We start from the raw sequence: 21,864 nt of genomic DNA on the forward strand, positions 1-21,864 counted from the left end.
TACCCACATGTCTGGCCTCCCCTTCGGCTCGCGCGGCGCTGCTGAGTGCCCGTGCGGCAGCGGAACGACGTACGACGCCTGCTGCGGGCGATTCCACCGCGGCGCCGAGGCTGCGCCCACCGCGCAGGCGTTGATGCGTTCGCGCTATGCGGCCTATGCGGTCGATGACCTCGACTACGTGTTCCGCACCTGGCATCCGCGGACCCGTCCCGAGCTCCCGAAGCAGCAGCCCGGCACGACCTGGCTCGCGCTGGAGATCCTCGACGTCGTCGACGGCGGCCGCAGCGACGAGACCGGCGTGGTCGAGTTCCGCGCGCACTATCGCGACGCCTCGGGCACCGACGCCCTGCATGAGCGGAGCACCTTCGCCCGCCGGGCCGGGCGCTGGTTCTACGTCACGGCCGAGTGATCAGGCGTCGACCCACCGAGAGCCGACCTCGAGCGGCTCTGCCACTCCGGCGGTGAGCTCGGCGAGCAGTCCGTCGAGGTCCGTCCCACCGTCTGCCGGCACGCCGAGCAACAGCGTGACGCTGGCGGCGTACGTCGTCTCCAGCACGGCCACTCCGCGCTGACGCAGCTCCGTCTCGAGGCGCCCTGCCTCGGCGTGCGAGACCTCGACCAGGTGCTCGATCACCAAGCGACGCTGGAGCGTTCCGGCCTGCTCCAGGCCGGCACGGACGGCGTCGCCATAGGCACGGACCAGGCCGCCGGCACCCAGCAACACGCCGCCGAACCAGCGGGTGACCACGGCGACGACGTCGCAGACCTCGTGGCCGCGGAGCACCTCGAGCATCGGCGCACCTGCCGTGCCGGCCGGCTCACCGTCGTCGTTGGAGCGCTGGAGGGCACCGTCGGGACCGAGCACGAAGGCCGAGCAGGTGTGCCGCGCATCCCAGTGCTCCTTGCGCAGCCGATCGATCACCGCACGGGCGGCGCCCTCGTCCTCGACACGGGCCAGAGTGCACAGGAATCGCGATCGCTTGACCTCGATCTCGACCGACGCGTCGCGGGCGAGGGTCAGATATCCGCTCACCACAGGCCCGCCACGTCGCCGCCGATCCGGACGATGAACGCGGACACCACCACGATGAAGAACACCCGCACGAACGTCGCACCCTTGGCGATCGCGCTCCGGGCTCCGATGTAGCCGCCGGCCAGGTTGGCCAGGCCCATCAACAGGCCGATCTTCCACATCACTGCACCCTGCGGGATGAAGACGACGAGCGAGGCCAGGTTGGTGGCCCAGTTGGCCAGCTTGGCCTTCGCGGAGGCCTCGAGGAAGTTGTAGCCGAGCAGGCCGACCAACGTGAAGACGAAGAAGGAGCCGGTTCCCGGTCCGAGCGCTCCGTCATAGAACCCGATCACCAGACCGGTGATCATCGCCCCGAACGTGTGGTGGCGACCTTCGAACCGGAGCTCGGTCAGCTGGCCCACATCCGGCTTGAACAGCACGTAGGCGCCGACCACCACCAGGACGGCGAGGATGATCGGGTTGAACGCCGATTCCGGGATCAGCGAGGCCACCGCCGCACCCGCTGCCGCGCCGAGGAAGGCGAACGCCATCAGCGGCAGGAACGTCTTCGGGTCCGGCTTGATCCGTCGATAGAAGGTCGCCGAGCTGACCGTCGTGCCGCAGAAGCTCGCCAGCTTGTTGGTCGCCAGCAGCTGCACCGGTGACGCGCCGGGCAGGCCGATGACCAGGGCCGGCAACTGGATCAGGCCACCGCCACCCACGACCGCGTCCACGAAGCCCGCAGCCACTGCGGCCAGCACCAGGAGCAGGACGACGGTCAAGGACGGCTCGGGCACCCACCGAGACTAACGGCGGGTGTCCGAGCGGTCAGACCGGCGGTCAGGTCGGTCGTCAGTCAGATCGTGCTGCACTCACATCCGGCGACACTGGCCCTCCTTGTTGCCCTGGACCTTGTTCCCCCAGCCCGTCGGAGCGGGGTAGTTGGACTTGCACTGCAGGTTTCCGTCGACCACGTTGCGGCTCACCGAGAACCGGCCACGGTTGCTGAACAGCTGGATGTCACCGTCCACGCGAGCCTGGTTGATGACTCCACCGCGATAACCGCTCGACCTGAGCTGGATGTTTCCCTCGATCGTCGAGTGCCGGGTCGAGCTCGACTTCACGTCGACGCGGCGAGTCTTCCAACCCTGGATGTCACCGTCCACCCGCACTCCGCGAGCGTTCAGGGTGGAGCTGCTGGAGAGTTTGATGTTGCCCTTCACGTTCGTGTGGACCAACGTGCACGTCGCGCCTGTGGGGACGTGGATGTTGCCGTCGACAGTGGTCCTTCCGATGGTGCCGCGGCAGGTCCGGTCGTCCGCGTTCGCGGGAGCCGCGACGCCGAGCGAGCCCAGGGCGGCGAGGATCGGCAGGGCGGCAATCAGGGCCAGGATGCGTTTCATCGTGGTCAGCCTTTCGTGGGGGGATGTGTGACCACCCTGATCAGTTCTGGTGAGGCATGCGTGAGGTGACGATGAGGCCGCTCTCATCGAGTGAACGCGCGGTGAACGGCCGCACCCGTGCGTTCTTGCGGATCTCTTGAGGATTCCCTGCGGAATCGCGAGCCGTTGGCTTGAGATGGCCCCGGCAGAGTTCTGTTTGTCAGAGAAACCGACCAGCGGGGCTGGTCTCACCGAAGGACTCACACCATGCGCACCAACACCAAGTCCGGCCGCAAGAACTCCGTCAAGATCCTCGCCTCCGCCGCCCTCGTGGTTGCCGCGGCCGGTGTCGCCGGGCTGGGCACCTACGGCTCGTTCACCTCCACCACCGCCGCCGACACCAGCGTCGGCACCGGCGTCGTCACGATGAACATGAGCTCGCAGGCCACCCGCGGCCTCGACGTGGCCGTCACCAACATGGTCCCGACCGACACCGCCCAGCGCGCAGTCCAGCTGACTCGCTCTGCCACCTCCGAGTCGTTCGGTGGCGTCACGCTCACCACGACGATGGCCACCGACAACCTGCTCAAGAGCGGCACGAACGGCATCAAGCTGGCCGTCGACGCCTGCTCGGTGGCGTGGGTCAAGAGCGCCACCACGAACGACCTCACCTGCTCCGGCACCACCACCTCGGTGATTCCCCAGGGAAGCCCGCTGCTGGCCAACGTCGCGATGCCGAAGGCGCTCACCGACCTGAACAGCTCCGCCAAGGCCGCCAACCTGCGGGTGACCCTGGCGTTGCCCGAGGCCGCCGACAACACCTACCAGGGCCTCAACAACTCGGTGAACTTCAGCTTCACCGCCACACAGCGTGCCGGCGAGGCTCGCTGACACACGGCCTGACTGATTGACCAGCCCCCGACAGACCCGACCAGCACCGGTGAAGGAGAAGACCATGAAGCAACTGCGCGACATCCTCGTCCGTCTTGCGAACGTCCTCTTCACCCTGGTGCTGGTCGGGTGTCTGTTGAGCTTCGGGCTGCTGGCCGTCGGACCTCACGTCTTCGGCTATCGCACGGCCACCATGCTCACCGGCAGCATGGAACCCGGGATCACCCCCGGCGACGTCGTCGTCTCGGTCCCGCGACCTGCGCAGGACGTCAAGGTCGGCGACGTGATCAGCTATCACATCCCGGTCGAGGACCACCGCGTCGAGACGCACCGGGTCATCGAAGTCATCAACAACGAGGACGGCACCATCGCCGTCCGCACCCAGGGCGACGCAAACGCCGAGCCGGACCCGTGGACCGCCACGCTGGAGGGTGACACGGTCTGGGAGATGCAGGCAGTCGTCCCGTGGATCGGCAACGGCATCCGGGCACTGCGCACACCATTCGTCCAGGACAACGTCTTCTGGGCCGCCATCGGCCTGGCCCTCATGCTCGGACTCAGCATGATCTGGAGCCGCAACGAGGACGAGGAAGAACTCATGCCCACCCCCGCACCCGCTCGTCTGCCCGTCTCGGTACCGGCAGCCACGGAGGCCTCCCATGCGTCGTACGTCGCAGCGCTCACCACCCTCGCAGAGGATCTCGACCCGGACTACGCCGTGTTCTATGCCGGTCAGTGGCGCGAGATGCTCCCGTCCCGTCTCGAGCGGGTCAGCGCGGCCGTCGACACGCGGGACTTCGATGCCGCAATGGACTCGGTGCTGAGTTTGAAGGTCTCCTCGGCCAGCGTCGGCGCGAGCGACCTCTCCGACGCCGCTGCCTTCATCGAAGCTGCCGTGCGTGAACGCAGCTGGGAGACGGCCGACAGTCTCGTCGCCATGCTTCCCCAGGTCGCCGAGCGCTCGCAGCAGGAACTCGTCAGCTGCCTCGCGGCCTGAGGCCTCAGCCGATCGGCTCCATCCGATAGCCGACGCCGCGGACGGTGCGGATCAGCACCTGACCCCCATGGTCCCCCAACTTCTTGCGGAGGTTGCCGACATGGACCTCGACCAGATGCGTGTCGGTGCTCCACTCGTTGCCCCAGACGGTCCGGAGCAGCGACTCACGGCTCCAGACCCGATTGGGTCGACGGATCAGCTCGACCAGCAGGTCGAACTCGATGCGGGTCAGATCTCGCTCCGCGTCGTTGACCCAGACCTGTCGGGCATCGACGTCGACCGCGACCGGGCCGTGTCGCAGCACTTCGTTGCTGTCCACCTCAGCAGCAACTGCCACCGGAGCGGTCGGCTGGTGGCGTGGTCGCCGGAACAGTGCCGTCACCCGGGCCTTGAGCTCGCGCGGACTGAACGGCTTGACCAGATAGTCATCTGCTCCGGTCTCCAAACCGATCAGCTTGTCGATCTCGTCCTGACGCGCCGAGACCATCACGATGTACGCGTCGGTGAACTCGCGCAGCCGGCGACAGACCTCGATCCCGTCGAAGCCGGGCAGGCCCAGGTCCAGGGTGACCAGGTCCGGACCAACCTCCCGGACCTTCTCCACCCCCGACGGGCCGTCCGCCGCGGTGCTCACCGCGAACCCCTGGCTGGCCAGGGTGTGCTCGATCAGGCCTCGAATGTCTGCATCGTCCTCGATGACCACTGCGCTGCGCTCCATGGTGCTGATCATGCCAGCGTCCTTGAGGAAACCTTGAGACGCGGCACCGCCACACTTGAACCTGAACCGGGAGACTGGATCCATGACCCGCTCTGATCTGCTCCGACGCACGCTCGCCGTGCTCGGAGCCGTGCTGTGCCTGCTGGCCGTCGCCGGCGTGGCGCAGGCACGGTTCAGTGCGCCGACGTCCGCCGGGATCCAGGTGGGAACCGCCAAGATGGTCGCTCCGACCGATGTCACAGGCACCTACACCTGTCGAACCGGTTTCTTCACCGAAGGGGTCAGGTTCGCCATCCAGTCGTTCACCGACGGCGGCCCCACGGGTGCGTCCTACCGGTTCCAGGTCACCAAGAACACCAGCAACACCAGCCAGGGGTTCAGCACGTCCGCGACCCGATCCGGAAGCGTGGAGTCGTCAATGTCGGGGATCGACATCGGCGCAACGAACTGGACGCTGACCGTCAGGAGCGAACTGTCCAACTGGACCAGCGAGGTGTGGACAAAGACCATCACCTGCGCGGCCCTGAGCACCGCCACCGGAAACCTCTGACCACGCGGTCAGCCCAGCTGGCTGAGCAGGTCCTGCCGCGTGATCACGCCGACCGGCTTGCCGTCCTCCTGCACCAGCAGGGCGTCAGCATCGTGCAGCAGCTGCACCGCTGCCGAGGCCGGCTCCGTCGAACCGATCGTCGGCAACGAGGGCGACATGTGCTGCTCGACGGAGTCACTCAACTTCGCGTCCCCGGCGAACAGTGCCTCGAGCAGGGTGCGCTCGGAGACCGATCCGGCGACCTCCGCGGCGACGATCGGGGGCTCCGCACGGACCACCGGCATCTGCGAGACGCCGTACTCCTGGAGGATGTGCACCGCGTCGGCGATCGTCTCGGCGGGGTGCGTGTGGACCAGGTCGGGCAGTCGACCGTCCTTGCCGCGCAGCACCTCGCCCACCGTGCGACCCGACGCGTCGTCGGTGCCGGTGGAGAAGCCATAGGTGGAGAGCCACTCGTCGTTGAACACCTTCGTCAGATAGCCGCGACCGGAGTCCGGCAGCAACACCACGATCACCGCGTCGGTGCGGCCTTCCGCGGCGAGCTCGGCGGCCAACTGCTTCGCGGCGTACGCCGCCATCCCCGACGATCCACCGACCAGCAGGGCCTCTTCGCGTGCCAGGCGCCGGGTGAAGGCGAAGGAGTCCGCATCGGAGACCTCGATGATCCGGTCGGCGACGGTGCGGTCATAGGTCTCGGGCCAGAAGTCCTCACCGACCCCCTCGACCAGGTAGGGACGACCGCTGCCGCCGGAATAGACCGAGCCTGCCGGGTCCGCGCCGATGACCTGGACCTCGGGGTTCTTCTCCTTGAGGTAGCGCCCGATCCCGCTGATCGTGCCGCCCGTGCCCACACCCGCGACGAAGTGGGTGATCTTCCCGTCGGTCTGCTCCCAGACCTCCGGCCCGGTTGTCTCGTAGTGCGAGCGCGGGTTGTTCGGGTTGGAGTACTGGTCCGGCTTCCAGGCGCCCGGCTGCGAGGCGAGCCGGTCCGAGACGTTGTAGTAGGAGTCGGGGTGCTCCGGCGCGACCGCGGTCGGGCACACCACGACCTCGGCGCCATAGGCCTTGAGCACGTTGCGCTTGTCCTCGCTGACCTTGTCGGGGCACACGAAGATGCACTTGTAGCCCTTGGCCTGGGCGACCATCGCCAGGCCGACGCCGGTGTTGCCGGACGTGGGCTCCACGATCGTGCCGCCCGGCTGCAGCGCACCGGAGGCCTCGGCGGCCTCGATCATCCGGGTCGCGATCCGGTCCTTAACCGAGCCGCCCGGGTTGAGATATTCCACCTTCGCCAGGAGCAGGGGTCCGTCCTCTGCCTCGTTCCCGGTGAGGTCGAGGGAGCGCTGGAGCCTCAGCAGCGGAGTGTTGCCGATGAGTTCGAGGAGAGAGTTCACGTAGTCCACGCCCTCAGGCTAGCCGCCCCTGTGCGCTTTGGCCCGCCCGCCCGGCGGACATCCCGGCGGACATCCTGGCGGACATGCTGGCGCGCATCCGGTGCGCACCCGCGCTGACCCGTAGCATTGCCGCCGTGGGGAAGGCCGAAGCAGCACGCAAGGTTGCCGCTGCCGCGATGTATGGCGGCGGCGGCCTCTCAGTCGTGGGCGCAAGCCTGTTCGGCGTGCTCAAGGCCGAGGCCAAACTGGCCCGCAAGGCGATCGGGCCGGCCGAGGGCGATCCGCCCAACGCCACCGGTTGGTACGGCCGCGGTCGTGGCGGGCCGGCCCTGAAGGTGGCCCTGCTCGGCGACTCGAGTGCCGCCGGTTATGGGGTGCACCACGTCGTGGACACCCCCGGTGCCGCCCTCGCCTCCGGGCTGTCCGAACGCTCCGATCGCCGCGTCTACCTGCGCTCGTTCGCCGTCGTCGGCGCTCAGACCAAGGACCTGGCCGCGCAGGTCGAGGCCGCACTGCCCGGCGAGCCGGACATCGCGGTGATCCTGATCGGCGCCAATGACGTCACCCACACCGTTCCTCCCTCGCAGTCCGTGGGTCGCCTGGCCGATGCCGTACGTCGTCTGCGCGGTGCCGGCGTCGAGGTACTGGTCGGCACCTGCCCGGACCTCGGCACCATCCAGCCGATCAACCCGCCGCTCAAGCAGGTCGCGCGAGCCTGGTCCCGACGACTCGCCGCTGCCCAGGCGATCGCCGTCGTCGAGGCCGGTGGCCGGACGGTGTCGCTCGGCTCGATCCTGGGACCCGAGTTCGCCGCCGCGCCGGCCCTGCTGTTCGGCCCCGACCAGTTCCACCCCTCGGCCGACGGTTATGCCTCGCTTGCCGCAGTGATGCTTCCTTCGGCGATGGCTGCCCTCGGGCTGATCCCCGAGGAGGACGCCAGCCCCGAGGCCCTGCGCGGGGAGGGCGTCCTGCCGATCGCCCGGGCGGCTGTCGAGGCCGCCCGTACGCCAGGTACCGAGCTCGACGGCACCGAGGTCGGTGGCCAGCGCCGAGGAGTGCGTGGGCTCTGGGTCGAGCTGCGGCACCGTCGCCGGCACCCCCGCACCGAGACCCATGCCCCCGAGGAGTCGGAGCCCGCGGAGGTCGTCGACCCGACTGCGGCCGACGGCAGTTGATCGGCTCGTGCACGGGACGAATGCAATCGGCGCCCGCCACCCGGAGGTGACGGACGCCGATCGGAGATGGCCAGGGATCAGTCCTGGCTGAAGAACGCCAGGATCCGCAGCAGGTTGGTGTAGATCCAGACCAGCGAGACAGTCATCGCGAAGGCCGCGCGCCACGACTCACGCTCCTCAAGCCCGGCAGCGATGCCGCGCTCGACGAAGTCGAAGTCCATGATCAGCATGAAGACACCGAGGATCAGGCCGGCGAAGGCCGTGACCATGCCGAGGCCGCTGACACCGAAGAGACCGATCTGGGCACCGAACAGGCTCAGCACCATCTCGAGGACGGCCAGGCCGATCATGCCGAAGACCGCGGCGGTGACGAACATCCGGAACTTGCCGCTGACCTTGATATTGAAGAACTTGTAGGCAGCGAGCGTGCCGGCGAAGGCGGCGAAGGTGCCGATCACGGCGCCCATCACCACGTTGCCCTCGTAGAAGACGTTGAAGTACTTGCTCAGCGCACCCAGGGCGACACCCTCGAGAGCCGCGAACGCCAGCACCAGCGGCGGGCTGATCACGCGCTTGAAGGAGTTCACCATCGACAGCGCGAAGGCGCCCAGGCTTCCGATCGTCATCGCCGCGATCAGCGGCGACAGGTCGGCCTGCGCGGTGACCTCGGGGGTCAGGATCCAGGTGGCCATCGCGACGACGATCACCACCCCGAGCGAGATGCCGGTCTTCTGCACGACGGAGTCGATGGTCATCCGGTCGGTGTGCTGCTGATAACCGGGAGCGCCGGTCCCCCACTGCGAGGGGTCGGTCATGGTCTGGCCGTAGCCGGCCTGACCGTTGAACTCGGCAGATCGGTTGAACACCGGGTTGTTGCTCTTCATGGTCTCTCCTTGGAGGCCTGGTGGGGTGGCCGTCTCGGGGTTGGTCCACCGCTTGCTGGTGCAAGTGTAGGCGGGCTACATGAAATGAACGTACGGGATGGGCTCCGTGTTCCCACGTGGTGCCCCCGGTGGGGTTCGAACCCACACTGAAAGGTTTTTAAGACCTCTTCCTCTGCCAGTTGGGACACGGGGGCGCGAGAGCGCACACCCTACAAGTAGGTCTTCCGGGCGTGGATCGCGTGGGCGCCGGCCACCCGGTCGAGGAAGAGCAGGCCCTCGCAGTGGTCGATCTCGTGCTGCAGCGCCCGCGCCTCGAAGGCGTTGGCCCGCAGGTAGACCTCCTCACCGGTGCCGGGCAGCTGGGCGCGCACGACCAGGCGCGTCGCGCGCTTCACGTCACCGGTGAAGTCGGGCACGCTCATGCAGCCCTCGCGGGCCTTCTCGTTGCGCGAGGAGTCGACGACCTCGGCGTTGCACAGCACATAGGTGCCGTGGTGGTCCCTGGTCTTGGGGTGTTCGGAGACATCGACGGAGAAGACCTTCACCGACTCCCCCACCTGCGGCGCGGCCAGGCCGACGCAACCGGGCGAGACCCGCATCGTGGCGACCAGGTCGGCGGCGAGCTGGACGATCTCGGGTGAGGTGGGGTCGACCTTCTCGCCGACGGTGGACAGCACCGATGCCGGCGCGGTGACGACCTCCAGCTCCCGGCCCTGGGCGTCGAGCTCATCGACCGACCAGGTCGCGACGCGCTCGTTCACGCCGTCCGGGATCTCAGCATCGCTCACAGCTCGTCGGCCTCGACCTCGTGCATGCTGACCCCGACGCCCAGCTCGCGCGCGGTCGCCTGGAGCGCGCCACGTAGGGCCTCGACGTCGCAACCGAGGGGCAGGTCGACCTCGGCGGTCAGGACATAGAGGTCTCCGGCCAGTCGCGTGGTCAGGTCGGTGACGTTGCCGTCGGCCTGCGCGACCTGGGCCACCACGGAGGAGACGATGCCGGACCGGTCGCCGCCGTGGACGCTGAGCACCCAGGAGGTGCCGCGGCTGGCGCTCGGCTCCTCGGCGGGCACCTCGTGCACCGCCACGGTGAGGTCGCCGGCGCTCGTCATCGGCGCGAGGGCCGACTCGATCGCGTCCGCGGACGCATCGCCCGCACTGATCAGGGTCATCGCGAAGTGTCCGCGCAGCAGGGTCATCGTGGAGTCCTCGATGTTGAGGCCCAGTGAAGCCAGGATGCTGGTTGTCTCTGCGATGATCCCGGGGCGGTCGTGGCCGAGGACGGTGATGGCGTGGAAGGTCACGCGGGCAATGATGCCAGTGTCCGTGCGCGAGCCAGCAGCTCGTCTGTCATCGACTCGGTGAGCCGGCCCGTGAAGGTGTTGTGCTGACTGGGGTGGTAGCAGCCGAGCAGGGTGACCCGATCGCTTCCGCCGGGTCGGGTCAGCACCACCTCGGCGCCGTGCCCGAACTTCGGCTTCGGCCGAGGGATCTCCCAGCCGGCCGCGCGAAGGCTGCGCAGGGTCGCGTCCCAGCCGTAGCCCCCGAGGGCGACGACCACTCTTATGCCGTGCGCGACCAGCTCGATCTCGCGCTGGATCCACGGCGCGCAGGTGTCCCGCTCGATGACGGTGGGCTTGTTGTCCGGTGGGGCGCACCGGACGCTGGCGACCATCCGGGCATCGATCAGCGCCAGACCGTCGCCGGCATGCCTGGAGGTGGGCTGGTTGGCGAGCCCGACCCGGTGCAGGGCAGCGAACAGCCAGTCGCCTGACTGGTCGCCGGTGAAGATCCGGCCGGTCCGGTTGCCGCCATGTGCGGCGGGGGCGAGGCCGACGATCAACACCGACGGGGTCGACGTACCCCACCCGGAGATGGGTCGACCCCAGTAGGGCTGGTCGGCGAAGCTCGCACGCTTGTCGGCGGCCACGTCCTCGCGCCAGGTGACCAGGCGCGGGCAGGCACTGCAGACCGAGACCCGCGCGTCGAGCTCGGCCAGGTCTGCGTCATCGGCAAGACGGCGTACGTCGTCCGCGGTGCGCGCCACCGGGGTCTGCGGCGTGGCCGGGTCGTCCGGCCAGCCGGTCCCGGGAGGGACCGGCGAGCCGAACGACTGGCCGGTGATCGGGTGCGGCAGCAATCAGGAACCGGTCCCGTTGAGGCCGGCCTCCGGAGCAACATGCTTGCCGGTCTCGCCGCCCCCGTGGCCGGGCAGCTTGTCCGTGGCCGCGTGGGCCGCGGTCGTTGCCTTCTCCTTGACGGCTTCGGCGACGACGGGCGCCTTCTCGGCGGCCTTGGCCACGCCACTCTGGACGGGGCCGCTGTTCTTCACCTTCTGTGCCGCCGCTGCGATCTGCTCATAGCGAGCCCGACCGGCCTGGGCGCCGAGCACATAGCCGAGCGCGATCCAGGGCAGGACCTTGAGGAGCTTGAAAATCATGGTGACCCTCCGAGATGTGTCGTTTGCGTTGAACGGATCGACCGTATCCCAAACGACTCAGAGCAATGACCACGCGATGCCGTCGAGGATGTCCGCCTCGGAGACGACGATCTCCTCGACGCTGGTACGACGCAGCACCCGGTCCAGGATCAGTGCTCCCGCCCCGATCACGTCTGCCCGACCCGGATGCATGTAGGGCAGCGCCAGGCGCTCCTGGACCGTCATCGCCAGCAGACGCTCGGTCGTCGCGTGGATGGCCGGGACCGGCAGGACCGACTGGTCGATGGCCTCGCGGTCATAGGCCGGGAGGTCGAGCACGCCGGCAGCCACGGTCAGGATGGTGCCCGCGACACCGACCACCGTGGCAGCCTCGGCGGCCGGGACCGGGCAGGAATCGAGGTGCGCGTCGATGTCCGCGATCGCAGCGGCGATCTGTGCGGCCGTCGGCGGCTCGGAGTGCAGGTGTCGCTCGTGCATCCGCACCGAGCCGATGTCCATCGAGTGCTCGCGCTGCGGTGTGTCCGTGCCGAGGATCAGCTCGGTCGACCCGCCCCCGATGTCGAGCACCAACACCGGCTTCTCGGGCGTGGCGCGCAGGTTGCGGATCGCGCCGGCGAATGCCAGCCGTGCCTCCTCGTGCCCGGCGACGACCTCGGGCTCGATGCCGAGCCGGTCACGCACGCCGGCCACGAAGACGTCGCTGTTGCTCGCGTCCCGGGTCGCGGAGGTGGCGCAGAACCGGATCCTCTCGACCGCGTGCTCGGCGATCAGGGCGGCGTAGTCGTCGATCGCCGCGAACGTGCGCTCCAGCGCCTCGTCACCCAGCCGTCCGGTGCGGTCGACGTCCTGCCCGAGGCGCACCATCCGCGACTCGCGGACCGCCACGTCGGGGAGATCACCGATCAGCAGCTTGATCGTGTTCGTGCCGCAGTCGATCGCGGCGACGATGCTCATTGATCGGCGGCGACGCAGGGACCGCTCGCCCACCACTCACCCAGGAGATCGAGGACCTCGTCCCCGAACGGGTTCACGCCGCGACCCTGCGCCAAGGCGTGCCCGGCGTGCACGTGCAGGCACTTGACCCGCTTCGGCATGCCCCCGGCAGAGATGCCCTCGATCTCGTCGACGTGGCCGATCTCCTCACGAGCGGAGAGGTAGGCCTCGTGCGCAGCGAGGTAGCGCTCGGCGAGCTCCGGATCGGAGGCCAGGCGCTGCTCCATCTCCTTCATCACGCCCTCCTGCTCGAGCGTACCGATCCTCTTCGCGGCGCGCGGGCAGGTGAGGTAGAAGGTCGTCGGGAACGGAGTGCCGTTCTCCAGGCGGGGCTTGGTGGTGACCACGTCGGGATTGCCGCACGGGCACCGGTGGCCGATGTCCTCGATAGATCGGGGCTCGCGCCCGAGCTGCGCCTGGATCGCGTCGATGTCCGGCTGCGTGATGTGGGGTGAGTTGGAAGAGTTCACTGTTCGGGCTCGATCTTCTGTGCGGGGGTGTTCGCCCGGCGTGTCTTCTCGGGGTTGCCGGCAGCCTCGATCGATCCCCAGGCGGTGTCCCACCAGGCATCGGGGATCTCGACCGGAGGCGCCTCGGGGTCGGCCAGCTCGTCGGGAGAGTCGAGCGGGTCGCCGTTCTCGTCGATCACCATGTAGGACGTCTCGCCGGGCATCACGTAGCCGAAGCGCTTGCGCGCCTGGGCCTCGATGAATGCCTCGTCCTTCCAGCGCCGCTTCTCGCGCTCGAGGGCCTTGATGTCCTTGCTGGTCTCGGCGATCTGGCTGCGCAGGTCGGCCTCGTGCTGCTGCTGCTGGAGATAGGCGCGCATGCTCGAGGCGTAGGACACCGCGAGCACCGCCACGACGACGATCAAGATCGCGGCCCGGCCGGTCAGCTTGGGTCGCTGGGCGCCGGCGCGGGAGCGGGGATCAGTCGGGCGTACGCCGCCCGGCCGGGGCGTGCGCGACCGTGCGGCGCTCCGGGGACCGGCGGGTCCCCGGGTGCCGCGGGGGCCGCTGCCCCGGCTCGGACGACGTTCGGCCATGGACGATCAGCCTCGCGTGAAGCGCGGGAAGGCCCCGGCGCCGGCATAGCGGGCGGCTTCGGCCAGCTCGTCCTCGATGCGCAGGAGCTGGTTGTACTTCGCAACGCGCTCCGAGCGTGCCGGGGCACCGGTCTTGATCTGGCCACAGTTGGTGGCGACGGCCAGGTCGGCGATCGTGGTGTCCTCGGTCTCGCCGGAGCGGTGGCTCATCATGTTGCGGAAGCCGGCGCGGTGGGCGAGGTCGACTGCGTCGAGGGTCTCGGTGAGCGAGCCGATCTGGTTGACCTTCACCAGCATGGCGTTGCCCTGTCCACCGTCGATGCCGCGCTGGAGGCGCTCCACGTTGGTGACGAACAGGTCGTCGCCGACCAGCTGGGTGCGGGTGCCGAGCTCGTCGGTGATCGTCTTCCAACCGTCCCAGTCCTCCTCGTCGAGGGGGTCCTCGATGGAGACGATCGGATAGTTGGCCACGAGGTCGGCGTAGTAGGCCGTCATCTCGGCGGCGGACTTGGCCACACCCTCGAACTGGTAGGCGCCGTCGGTGAAGAACTCCGAGGCAGCGACGTCGAGTGCCAGGGCGATGTCCTTGCCCAGCTCGAGGCCGGTGCTGCCGATCGCCTCGCTGATCAGGTCGAGCGCGGCGCGGTTGGAGTCGAGGTTGGGGGCGAAGCCACCCTCGTCGCCGAGGCCGGTGGCCAGGCCCTTCTTCTTCAGCACGGCCTTGAGTGCGTGGTAGACCTCGGTGCCCTGACGCAGCGCCTCACGGAAGGTGGTCGCACCGATCGGGGCGATCATGAACTCCTGGATGTCCACGTTGGAGTCCGCGTGCGACCCACCGTTGAGGATGTTCATCATCGGCACCGGGAGCACGTGGGCGTTGGGCCCACCGACATAGCGATAGAGCGGCAGCCGCGCGGAGTCTGCGGCGGCGCGGGCGACGGCCAGCGAGACGCCGAGGATCGCGTTCGCGCCGAGCTCGGCCTTGTTCGGGGTGCCGTCGAGGTCGAGCATGGTCTGGTCGACCAGGCGCTGGTCGTCGGCCTCGAGGCCCTCGATCGCCGGGCCGATCCGGTCGATCACGGCGTTGACGGCCTTCTCGACGCCCTTGCCGAGGTAGCGGTCCCCGCCGTCGCGGAGCTCCACCGCCTCGAAGGCGCCGGTGGAGGCGCCACTGGGCACGGCGGCCCGGGAGAAGGTCCCGTCGTCGAGCTGCAACTCGACCTCGACGGTCGGGTTGCCTCGGGAGTCGAGGATTTCGCGGGCGCCGACGGCAGCGATGGAAGCCACTAGGGATGCTCCTGGAAGGGTGATGGGATCGAGCCCGATCAGCCTAACCGGGTCGGTGCCCTCATCCCGGCAGCACCCGCGCGTGTGAGAAGCCCCGGCAGCCGCGGCGTACCGGCCCCGGATGATTCGTCACCGGGTGCGCCCCGTGCGTTCACCGCCCTGACACGACCCCGACGGAGGGCGGCGCCAGCATGCGTTCGATCCGTCTCGGGACCATCCGTCGAAAGGCACACCATGCTCGTACGCCGTGGAGCGGCCGCTGCCGCCCTCGCTGCGCTGCCCCTGTCAGTCCTGGCCCTCACCGACTCGTCGATCGCCGACAACTCGACCCCCGTCGGGTCGGATGAGGCCTTCCACCGGGTGTCGACATACCCGGTCTTCTCCAACGTCCCGGCTGGCGCCGACCCGGCGGACGCGACGGTCGCGGAGATCTCCTCGGTCTCCCGGGACGGAAGGACGGTGGCCTACACCGACGCCCTGGGCGGCCGGATCGGGTTCCTCGACATCACGGACCCGTCCGCGCCCAAGGGCATCGGCGCTCACGACGTCTCCGGCAGCACCAAGGGTGGCCAGCCGACGTCGGTCTCGATCACCGACTCCGGCGTCGGCGAGGTCGCGCTGGTCGTCGTCGACGAGAGCACCTACCCCGGCCTCGAGGACACCAAGTGGGAGGACCAGGCGCCGTCCGTCGGCGTGCGCGCCGGACGCCTCGACATCGTGAAGCTCGCGGGCGACCACGAGGAGGTCGCCTCCATCGATCTCGGTGGCCAGCCCGACTCCATCGCCATCTCCCCCGACGGCCGCTATGCCGCCATCGCGATGGAGAACCAGCGCAACGAGGCAGTCACCCCCGAGGGCGGCGACGAGGGCGATCTCCCCCAGGCACCCTCCGGCTTCGTCCAGGTGATCGACCTGACGAATCCTGACCCCACCACGTGGACCCCGGCCCCGGTCGAACTGCCCGCCGAGGCCCTGGCCGGGATGGACACCCCCGAGGACGCCGAGCCGGAATATGTAGACATCAACGACGACAACAAGCTCGCGTTGACCCTGCAGGAGAACAACGGCGTGGTCATCATCGACCTGCCGACCAAGGCGATCGACAAGGCGTTCTCCGCCGGCAACGCCAAGGTCGAAGGCGTGGACACCAAGAAGGACGGCCTCTTCGACCCCAGCGGCAGCATCAATGCACCCCGCGAGCCCGACTCGATCCAGTGGGTCGGCCCCAACCTGGTCGCGACCGCCAACGAGGGCGACTGGAAGGGTGGCACCCGCGGGTGGTCGGTCTTCGACACCACCACCGGTGAGGTGGCCTGGGATGCGGGCAACTCCTTCGAGCAGATCGCCATCCGCCACGGGCTGCACAACAACGGTCGCGCCGCGAAGAAGGGCGCCGAGCCCGAGGGCCTGGCCTTCGAGGTCATCGACGGCACGCCCTATGCCTTCGTAGGCTCGGAGCGCAGCAACTTCGTCGCGGTCTATGACATGACCGAGCCGACCGCACCCGCGTTCCGCCAGGCGCTGGCCACCACCAACGGCCCCGAGGGCCTGCTCCCGATCCCGTCGCGCGACCTGCTCGTCGTCTCCTCGGAGGAGGACGACGCATCGGCCAACGTGCGCGCCACGGTCGGCATCTACGAGCTCGGCAAGGGGCGCCCTGAGTTCCCGAGCGTGATCTCCGCCGACGTCGACGGCCAGCCGATCGGGTGGGGCGCGCTGGGCGCACTCAGCGGTGACCCGAGGGACAAGGACCGGCTCTGGGCCGCCAGCGACGCGGCCTATGCGACCGGTCGGATCCACGGCGTGGACGTGAGCAGGAAGCCGGCCGTGATCGACTCGGTCGTCGAGGTCACCGACGCCCAGGGCCAGCGCCCCAAGATTGACATCGAAGGACTGCACAAGCGCGCCTCGGGTGGCTTCTGGCTCGGCGTCGAGGGAGCGACGGGTCCGGAGAACAAGGTCCTCAAAGTCTCCAGCACCGGCAGGATCGTCGAAACCATCGCCTTGCCGGCCGAGGTCACCGCGAACCTCTCCAAGTGGGGCATCGAAGGCGTCTCGGCCTGGGGAAGCGGTCGCAACGAGCAGGTGTACGTCGCGTTGCAGCGCGCCATCGCCGGCGAGACCCGGGCCCGGATCGGTCGCTACAACGTGGCGGACAAGACCTGGGACTGGTTCGGCTACGCACTGGATGAGACCACTGCCGAGAACGACTGGATCGGCCTGTCCGAGATCACCGTCCTGGACAAGAACTCGGTCGCTGTCATCGAGCGCGACAAGCTCAACGGCCCAGATGCGCAGCTCAAGCGGGTCCGGGTGGTCAACGTGTCGACCAAGCCCACCAAGGACGTCGTACCGGTCACCAAGGCGGAGGCGATCGACGTCCTGCCGGAACTGCGCAAGTTCAACGGCTGGACGCAGGAGAAGCTCGAGGGCCTCGCCATCACCCGCGACGGACGGGTGTTCAGCGTGACCGACAACGACGGTCTCGACGACGCGACCGGCGAGACCCAGCTGGTGGAGCTGGGCACCCGCAACCGGCTGTTCCGCTCGGCCCTGGCCACCACGGCGAAGCTGTCGGCCGGCCCGCGGGCTGCTCGTGCGGGCCAGCGGGTGAAGCTCTACGCCTCGACCTCGCCCTCGTTCGCGACCGGGAAGGTCCAGTTCCTCGACGGCTCCGAGGTCGTCCGGACCGGCTGGCTGAGGAACGGCAAGGTCAGCGTGAGCCTTCGCCCCCGTGCCGGCGTGCACGAGTTCACCGTGAAGTACGTCGGCAACCGCGAGGCGCTCGCCTCGACGTCCGGCGCCGTCAGGGTGAAGGTGTCCGCCCGGCGCTGACCCCAAGCGTTGATCCACGCCTGGTGTTGTCCATCGCACACGGAGCCCCGGATTACTCCGGGGCTCCGTGTCGTTCCACCGAGGTCCAGGGCTGGGTGCGTGTCGGGGAACACGTGTCCGCATTCTTGGACACTGGAATGTCGATCAACTCAATGCACTTAGCATTGTCGACACCCCCCTGAAACCCGAGACCAGCAGCAAACCTGCGGTCGATCGCACGAAGAAGGAAGTCGATGTCGAACGACGCGCCTCTGATCGAGGCCCCGAAGAAGAACCCCCTCCCGCTGGTCATCGCCGGCGTGGTCGTCCTGGCCCTGATCGCCGGTCTGGTCTATGCCCTCTTCCTGCGGGGCGACGACGACAAGGAGACGGTCCGCATCGGCGTCGTCGGCGCCAGCGACCCCTACTGGGACATCTATGTGAAGGCAGCCAAGGACGAAGGCATCGACGTCGAGATCGTCGACTTCACCGAGTACAGCCAGCCCAACCCGGCCGTGACCAACGAGGACCTGGACCTCAACCAGTTCCAGCACATCGTCTACCTTGCCGACTACAACGTCTCCAACGACCAGGACCTGACCCCGGTCGGCGCCACCGCGATCTACCCCCTGGCGCTCTTCTCCGAGAGGTATGACTCGGTCGAGGACATCAAGGCCGGCGAGACCGTCGCCGTGCCCAACGACCCCAGCAACCAGGCCCGTGGCCTGCTGGTCCTGCAGTCGGCCGGCCTGATCAAGCTCAAGTCCGGCGGCTCGATCTTCTCCGACCTCGCCGACGTCGACGAGGACGCCTCGAAGGTCAAGGTCAAGGCACTCAGTGCCGAGCTCACCGTCACCTCGCTGAAGGACCTGGCCGCCGCGATCGTCAACAACGACTTCGTCGACAAGGCGGGCCTGAAGTTCGAGGACGCGATCGCGACCGACGACCCGTCAGACCCCAACGCGCTCCCCTACGTCAACATCTTCGCCGCGCGTGCCGAGGACAAGGACAACGCGACGTACAAGAAGCTCGTCGAGATCTACCAGGACACCAAGGCCGTCACCGACTCGGTCCAGGAGGTCTCCGGTGGCACCGCGATCCTGCTGAAGACCCCGGTGGAGGACCTCGAGGCCTCGCTGGCCAAGGTCGAGGCCGACACCAAGGCCCAGAAGAAGTAGCAGTGGCTCTCATCGAGATCAGCGCCGTGTCCCGGGAGTTCCCGGGGCGCGGTGCTGCCGCGCAACCAGTCCTCGCTCTCGATGAGGTCGACCTGCGGGTCGAGGAGGGCGACATCCTCGGCATCGTCGGCTATTCGGGTGCCGGGAAGTCGACCCTGCTGCGGCTGATCAACGCCCTCGACAAGCCCACCGCAGGCACGGTCACCGTCGACGGCCGCGAGGTCAGCTCGCTCAACGAGCGCAAGCTGCTGCCGGTCCGCGCGGACATCGGGATGATCTTCCAGCAGTTCAACCTGCTCTCGAACCGCACCGTGTGGGGCAACGTGCTCTATCCGCTGCAGGTCGCGAAGGTCCCCAAGGCGGAGCACCAGGCCCGGATCTCCGAGCTGCTGCACTTCGTCGGCCTGGCCGACAAGGCGCACGCCTATCCCAACGAGCTCTCGGGCGGCCAGAAGCAGCGCGTCGGCATCGCCCGCGCCCTGGCCACCAACCCCAAGATCCTGCTGGCAGACGAACCCACCAGCGCCCTCGACCCGCAGACCACCGACGAGGTGCTCGCGCTGCTGCGCCGGGTCAACGAGGAGTTCGGCATCACCATCGTGCTGATCACCCACGAGATGGAAGTGGTCCGCGTCCTGGCCCACAACGTCGCCGTGATGGAGAAGGGCAGGATCGTCGAGCAGGGGCCCGTCTACGACCTCTTCTCCAACCCCGCCCACCCAGCCACCAAGCGCTTCGTCAGCACCCTGGTCGAGGAAGGCCCACCCGAGCGGACCAGGGCGCGACTGCGGGACAAGCACGAGGGCCGGTTCATCACCCTCTCGTTCCGCGACGAGTCGGTGACCCCCTCGGACGTCTTCGCGCAGTTCATCGAGCGCGGCGTCCGCTTCGAGCTCATCCACGGCGGCATCGAGGACGTGCACGGCCGAACCTTCGGCCACCTGACCCTGGCCCTCACCGGTGAGGACGCCGCCGTCGCCGAGGCCGTGAGCGCAGTCAGCGCCATGGTCGAGACGAAGGAGGTGCCCTGATGGAACGGCTCAACGAGCTCCAGGACATCTACTGGCAGTCGACCTTCGAGACCCTCTACATGGTGGCCGGGGCGCTGATCCTCGGCGGCATCGCCGGCCTCGCCCTCGGCGTCGCCCTCTATGTCTCCCGTGCGGGTGGCATCAAGCCGGGACGGGTGGTCTCGTTCCTGCTCAACCTGGTGGTCAACACCTTCCGCCCGATCCCGTTCGTCATCCTGATCGCGGCCGCCCAGCCGTTGGCCCGGGTCGTCACCGGCACCGGTATCGGCAACAAGCCGGCGATCTTCGTGATGGCGCTGGCTGCCACGTTCGGCATCGCCCGCATCGTCGAGCAGAACCTGCTCTCCGTCGACCCCGGCGTCCTCGAGGCGGCGCGGGCGATGGGCGCCTCGCGCACCCGGGTGGTCTTCACCGTGCTGCTCCCCGAGGCGCTCGGGCCGCTGATCCTCGGCTACACGTTCGCCCTGGTGGCGCTGGTCGACATGTCCGCGATCGCGGGCGTCGTGGGCGGTGGCGGCCTCGGGAACTTCGCGATCGTCTATGGCTATCGGCAGTTCGACCAGTGGGTCACCTGGGCGGCGGTGCTGATGATCATCGTGATCGTGCAGTCGGTGCAGTTCCTCGGCAACGCCCTGGCCCGCAAGGTGCTCCGCCGCTGACCTGACCCGCGGCCCACGCGGGCTGCGGTGGATGGGACGTGCCGTGCGCGCTCGGGTGCGCGCCGGGTCGGCGATCGCTCAACCGAGACGGCGTACCACGGTGCGCAGGGCCCGCTCCGGGTCCACTCCCGCGCGACGGGCGTCCTCCACGACGCCGAGCAGTCGGCGCCCGATCTCGTCCTCTGCTCCGTCGCCTTGTGCGGACGCTGACGAGGTGGCGGACTCCGCGGGGGTCCCGGCCCGCTCGAGGCGCTCGAGGACCTTGTAGGCCAGCAACAGCGCAGGCAGGGTCGGCGGGATCCCGTCGAACACGGAGGTACGCCGCTTCTCCTCGGCCTTCATCTGCTGCCAGAGCTCGTCGATGGCGGCCGGATCCGTGGGGCGATCGCCGCCATCGGTGAAGATGTGCGGGTTGCGGCGGATCATCTTCTCGCTCAGGCCCGCCACGACGTCGTCGATGGTGAACTCTCCCGCTTCGCGGGCGATCTCGGAGTGGAAGTAGACCTGCAGCAGCAGGTCGCCGAGCTCCTCGCGCAGGTGCACCGGATCACCGGAGTCGATCGCCTCCAGGGTCTCGTGGGCCTCCTCGAGCAGGAACCGGGCCAGCGACCCGTGGGTCTGCCCCGCCTTCCAGGCGCACTCGGCTCGCATCCGCGCCATCAGCGCGATGAACTCGACCAGCGGCTCACCGTCGGCCACCGGAAGGGACCGGCGCGACTGCTCAGGCATCCGGCGTGGTGCCGCACTTCTGGGACTCGGGCAGGGAGGCCACGTAGGCGTCGTACTCCTGCTGGCTCTCGGCCGAGACCGCTGCTCGGGCCAGGTCGCTGACCGGCACCGACAGCTCGTTGGCCGTGGTGACCATGCCCTGTTCGTCGAGGGCCGGGAACCGCGGATCGCGTTGCACGTCGACCTCGGCCGCCCACTTCTTGTAGTCCTCGCCGCCGAGTCCCTGGACGATCTCGATGTAGCTCGACTTCGAGGCCATGTCCTCGAAGATCGGGCGCAGCGTCGACGGAACCTGCTCGAGCTGGGCCTCCATCCCCGATCGGGCCTCCTTGACCTGTGCGAGCAGGGTGGGGTCGTTCGCGGCGTCGATGTGCTCGACATATTGCTCGGCGAGCTGGTGGTCGACGTAGGCCTGGACGTAGGAGCTGCGCACCGAGGCCATCGGCACGGCCCCCTCGAGCTGGCCGGTCTCGACGCCGAACCGGCACAGCTGCTCGGACTTGTCGTCGACGGTGCTGATCGAGATGGACGAGTCCCCCACCGCCGCGGCCGTTCCCGGGTGCAGCTCGGGTCCGAGGTCGCCCCCGCACGCCGTCAGCCCGAACAGGGTCACGGCGCTCACGGCGGTGACGCTGGCAAGACGCCGCTGGATCCTCACGATGGTTCTCCTCGAGTCCGGTTGGTCA

25 protein-coding genes and 1 tRNA gene are annotated in these 21,864 nt (G+C 68.6%); 9 read left to right on the forward strand and 17 right to left on the reverse strand.

Going from position 1 to position 21,864, the window contains the following annotated elements; genetic code table 11:
* Positions 1-7: 7 nt before the first annotated feature.
* Positions 8-409 (forward strand): YchJ family protein, encoded by a 402-nt coding sequence (locus BJ980_RS07015; RefSeq protein ID WP_179501635.1) that lies wholly within the window; start codon positions 8-10, stop codon positions 407-409.
* Here BJ980_RS07015 and BJ980_RS07020 read toward each other — a convergent pair whose 3' ends face one another.
* The 3 genes from BJ980_RS07020 to BJ980_RS07030 form a co-directional block, all read right to left on the reverse strand.
* The gene (locus tag BJ980_RS07020; RefSeq protein WP_179501636.1) at positions 410-1,033 is read right to left on the reverse strand and encodes a YigZ family protein; all 624 of its coding nucleotides are present in this window, start codon (positions 1,031-1,033) and stop codon (positions 410-412) included.
* The gene (locus tag BJ980_RS07025; protein WP_179501637.1) at positions 1,030-1,809 is read right to left on the reverse strand and encodes a TSUP family transporter; all 780 of its coding nucleotides are present in this window, start codon (positions 1,807-1,809) and stop codon (positions 1,030-1,032) included. The genes BJ980_RS07020 and BJ980_RS07025 overlap by 4 nt, the downstream gene beginning before the upstream one ends.
* Before the next feature lie 75 nt (positions 1,810-1,884).
* Positions 1,885-2,415: a hypothetical protein gene (locus BJ980_RS07030; protein WP_179501638.1), complete on the reverse strand. Its 531-nt coding sequence runs from the start codon at positions 2,413-2,415 to the stop codon at positions 1,885-1,887.
* Positions 2,416-2,661: 246 nt separating this feature from the next.
* Here BJ980_RS07030 and BJ980_RS07035 point away from each other — a divergent pair, with 246 nt between their 5' ends.
* Positions 2,662-3,285, forward strand: coding sequence for a TasA family protein (locus BJ980_RS07035; RefSeq protein WP_179501639.1), 624 nt, complete (start codon positions 2,662-2,664; stop codon positions 3,283-3,285).
* A gap of 64 nt (positions 3,286-3,349) precedes the next feature.
* A complete protein-coding gene (locus BJ980_RS07040) occupies positions 3,350-4,282 on the forward strand; it encodes a signal peptidase I (protein ID WP_179501640.1) in 933 nt (310 codons plus the stop codon).
* Positions 4,283-4,286: 4 nt separating this feature from the next.
* On the opposite strand, the gene BJ980_RS07045 is transcribed toward BJ980_RS07040, so the two are convergent.
* Positions 4,287-5,012: a response regulator transcription factor gene (locus BJ980_RS07045; RefSeq protein ID WP_218855435.1), complete on the reverse strand. Its 726-nt coding sequence runs from the start codon at positions 5,010-5,012 to the stop codon at positions 4,287-4,289.
* Between the two features lie 70 nt (positions 5,013-5,082).
* Here BJ980_RS07045 and BJ980_RS07050 point away from each other — a divergent pair, with 70 nt between their 5' ends.
* Positions 5,083-5,550: a hypothetical protein gene (locus BJ980_RS07050; protein WP_179501641.1), complete on the forward strand. Its 468-nt coding sequence runs from the start codon at positions 5,083-5,085 to the stop codon at positions 5,548-5,550.
* 8 nt (positions 5,551-5,558) lie between these two features.
* Here BJ980_RS07050 and BJ980_RS07055 read toward each other — a convergent pair whose 3' ends face one another.
* Positions 5,559-6,953, reverse strand: a complete 1,395-nt coding sequence (locus BJ980_RS07055) for a cystathionine beta-synthase (protein WP_179501642.1) — start codon at positions 6,951-6,953, stop codon at positions 5,559-5,561.
* Positions 6,954-7,078: 125 nt separating this feature from the next.
* On the opposite strand from BJ980_RS07055, the gene BJ980_RS07060 reads away from it, so the two are divergent.
* Complete coding sequence (locus BJ980_RS07060; protein WP_179501643.1) at positions 7,079-8,119, forward strand: GDSL-type esterase/lipase family protein; 1,041 nt, start codon at positions 7,079-7,081, stop codon at positions 8,117-8,119.
* 77 nt (positions 8,120-8,196) lie between these two features.
* Here the strand turns inward: BJ980_RS07060 and BJ980_RS07065 are convergent, their stop codons facing one another.
* The 10 genes from BJ980_RS07065 to eno form a co-directional block, all read right to left on the reverse strand.
* Positions 8,197-9,003: a Bax inhibitor-1/YccA family protein gene (locus BJ980_RS07065; protein ID WP_179501644.1), complete on the reverse strand. Its 807-nt coding sequence runs from the start codon at positions 9,001-9,003 to the stop codon at positions 8,197-8,199.
* Positions 9,004-9,120: 117 nt separating this feature from the next.
* Positions 9,121-9,197 (reverse strand) — tRNA-Leu (locus tag BJ980_RS07070).
* A 15-nt stretch (positions 9,198-9,212) separates the two neighbouring features.
* Positions 9,213-9,791 carry a peptide deformylase gene (def, locus tag BJ980_RS07075; protein ID WP_343047725.1) on the reverse strand — a complete coding sequence of 193 codons (579 nt, stop codon included), beginning with the start codon at positions 9,789-9,791 and terminating at the stop codon, positions 9,213-9,215.
* Positions 9,788-10,306 carry an ACT domain-containing protein gene (locus BJ980_RS07080; protein WP_179501645.1) on the reverse strand — a complete coding sequence of 173 codons (519 nt, stop codon included), beginning with the start codon at positions 10,304-10,306 and terminating at the stop codon, positions 9,788-9,790. Before BJ980_RS07080 ends, def begins: the two co-directional genes overlap by 4 nt.
* Positions 10,303-11,142 (reverse strand): uracil-DNA glycosylase, encoded by an 840-nt coding sequence (locus tag BJ980_RS07085; RefSeq protein ID WP_179501646.1) that lies wholly within the window; start codon positions 11,140-11,142, stop codon positions 10,303-10,305. Before BJ980_RS07085 ends, BJ980_RS07080 begins: the two co-directional genes overlap by 4 nt.
* Positions 11,143-11,442, reverse strand: a complete 300-nt coding sequence (locus BJ980_RS07090; protein WP_179501647.1) for a hypothetical protein — start codon at positions 11,440-11,442, stop codon at positions 11,143-11,145.
* Positions 11,443-11,499: 57 nt separating this feature from the next.
* Positions 11,500-12,396 carry a Ppx/GppA phosphatase family protein gene (locus tag BJ980_RS07095; RefSeq protein ID WP_179501648.1) on the reverse strand — a complete coding sequence of 299 codons (897 nt, stop codon included), beginning with the start codon at positions 12,394-12,396 and terminating at the stop codon, positions 11,500-11,502.
* Positions 12,393-12,905: a DUF501 domain-containing protein gene (locus BJ980_RS07100; RefSeq protein ID WP_179501649.1), complete on the reverse strand. Its 513-nt coding sequence runs from the start codon at positions 12,903-12,905 to the stop codon at positions 12,393-12,395. The genes BJ980_RS07095 and BJ980_RS07100 overlap by 4 nt, the downstream gene beginning before the upstream one ends.
* Positions 12,902-13,480 carry an FtsB family cell division protein gene (locus BJ980_RS07105; RefSeq protein WP_179501650.1) on the reverse strand — a complete coding sequence of 193 codons (579 nt, stop codon included), beginning with the start codon at positions 13,478-13,480 and terminating at the stop codon, positions 12,902-12,904. The genes BJ980_RS07100 and BJ980_RS07105 overlap by 4 nt, the downstream gene beginning before the upstream one ends.
* A 6-nt stretch (positions 13,481-13,486) precedes the next feature.
* Complete coding sequence (gene eno, locus BJ980_RS07110) at positions 13,487-14,767, reverse strand: phosphopyruvate hydratase (protein WP_179501651.1); 1,281 nt, start codon at positions 14,765-14,767, stop codon at positions 13,487-13,489.
* A gap of 234 nt (positions 14,768-15,001) precedes the next feature.
* Here eno and BJ980_RS07115 point away from each other — a divergent pair, with 234 nt between their 5' ends.
* The 4 genes from BJ980_RS07115 to BJ980_RS07130 all read left to right on the forward strand — a co-directional run bounded on the left by BJ980_RS07115 (position 15,002) and on the right by BJ980_RS07130 (position 20,449).
* Positions 15,002-17,602 carry an esterase-like activity of phytase family protein gene (locus tag BJ980_RS07115; protein ID WP_179501652.1) on the forward strand — a complete coding sequence of 867 codons (2,601 nt, stop codon included), beginning with the start codon at positions 15,002-15,004 and terminating at the stop codon, positions 17,600-17,602.
* A gap of 233 nt (positions 17,603-17,835) precedes the next feature.
* Entirely contained in the window at positions 17,836-18,759 is a 924-nt protein-coding gene (locus BJ980_RS07120; protein WP_179501653.1) for a MetQ/NlpA family ABC transporter substrate-binding protein, read from the forward strand.
* Positions 18,760-18,761: 2 nt separating this feature from the next.
* On the forward strand, positions 18,762-19,790 hold the full coding sequence (locus BJ980_RS19430) for an ATP-binding cassette domain-containing protein (RefSeq protein ID WP_179501654.1): 1,029 nt from the start codon (positions 18,762-18,764) through the stop codon (positions 19,788-19,790).
* The gene (locus BJ980_RS07130) at positions 19,790-20,449 is read left to right on the forward strand and encodes a methionine ABC transporter permease (RefSeq protein ID WP_179501655.1); all 660 of its coding nucleotides are present in this window, start codon (positions 19,790-19,792) and stop codon (positions 20,447-20,449) included. The genes BJ980_RS19430 and BJ980_RS07130 overlap by 1 nt, the downstream gene beginning before the upstream one ends.
* 78 nt (positions 20,450-20,527) lie before the next feature.
* Here BJ980_RS07130 and BJ980_RS07135 read toward each other — a convergent pair whose 3' ends face one another.
* Together BJ980_RS07135 and BJ980_RS07140 are read right to left on the reverse strand one after the other, a co-directional pair.
* Positions 20,528-21,178: a nucleoside triphosphate pyrophosphohydrolase gene (locus tag BJ980_RS07135; protein ID WP_179501656.1), complete on the reverse strand. Its 651-nt coding sequence runs from the start codon at positions 21,176-21,178 to the stop codon at positions 20,528-20,530.
* Complete coding sequence (locus BJ980_RS07140; RefSeq protein ID WP_179501657.1) at positions 21,171-21,836, reverse strand: hypothetical protein; 666 nt, start codon at positions 21,834-21,836, stop codon at positions 21,171-21,173. Before BJ980_RS07140 ends, BJ980_RS07135 begins: the two co-directional genes overlap by 8 nt.
* Positions 21,837-21,864 lie beyond the last annotated feature (28 nt).

Origin of the sequence: Nocardioides daedukensis (assembly GCF_013408415.1) — a bacterium.
GTDB classification, from domain to species: Bacteria; Actinomycetota; Actinomycetes; order Propionibacteriales; family Nocardioidaceae; genus Nocardioides; species Nocardioides daedukensis.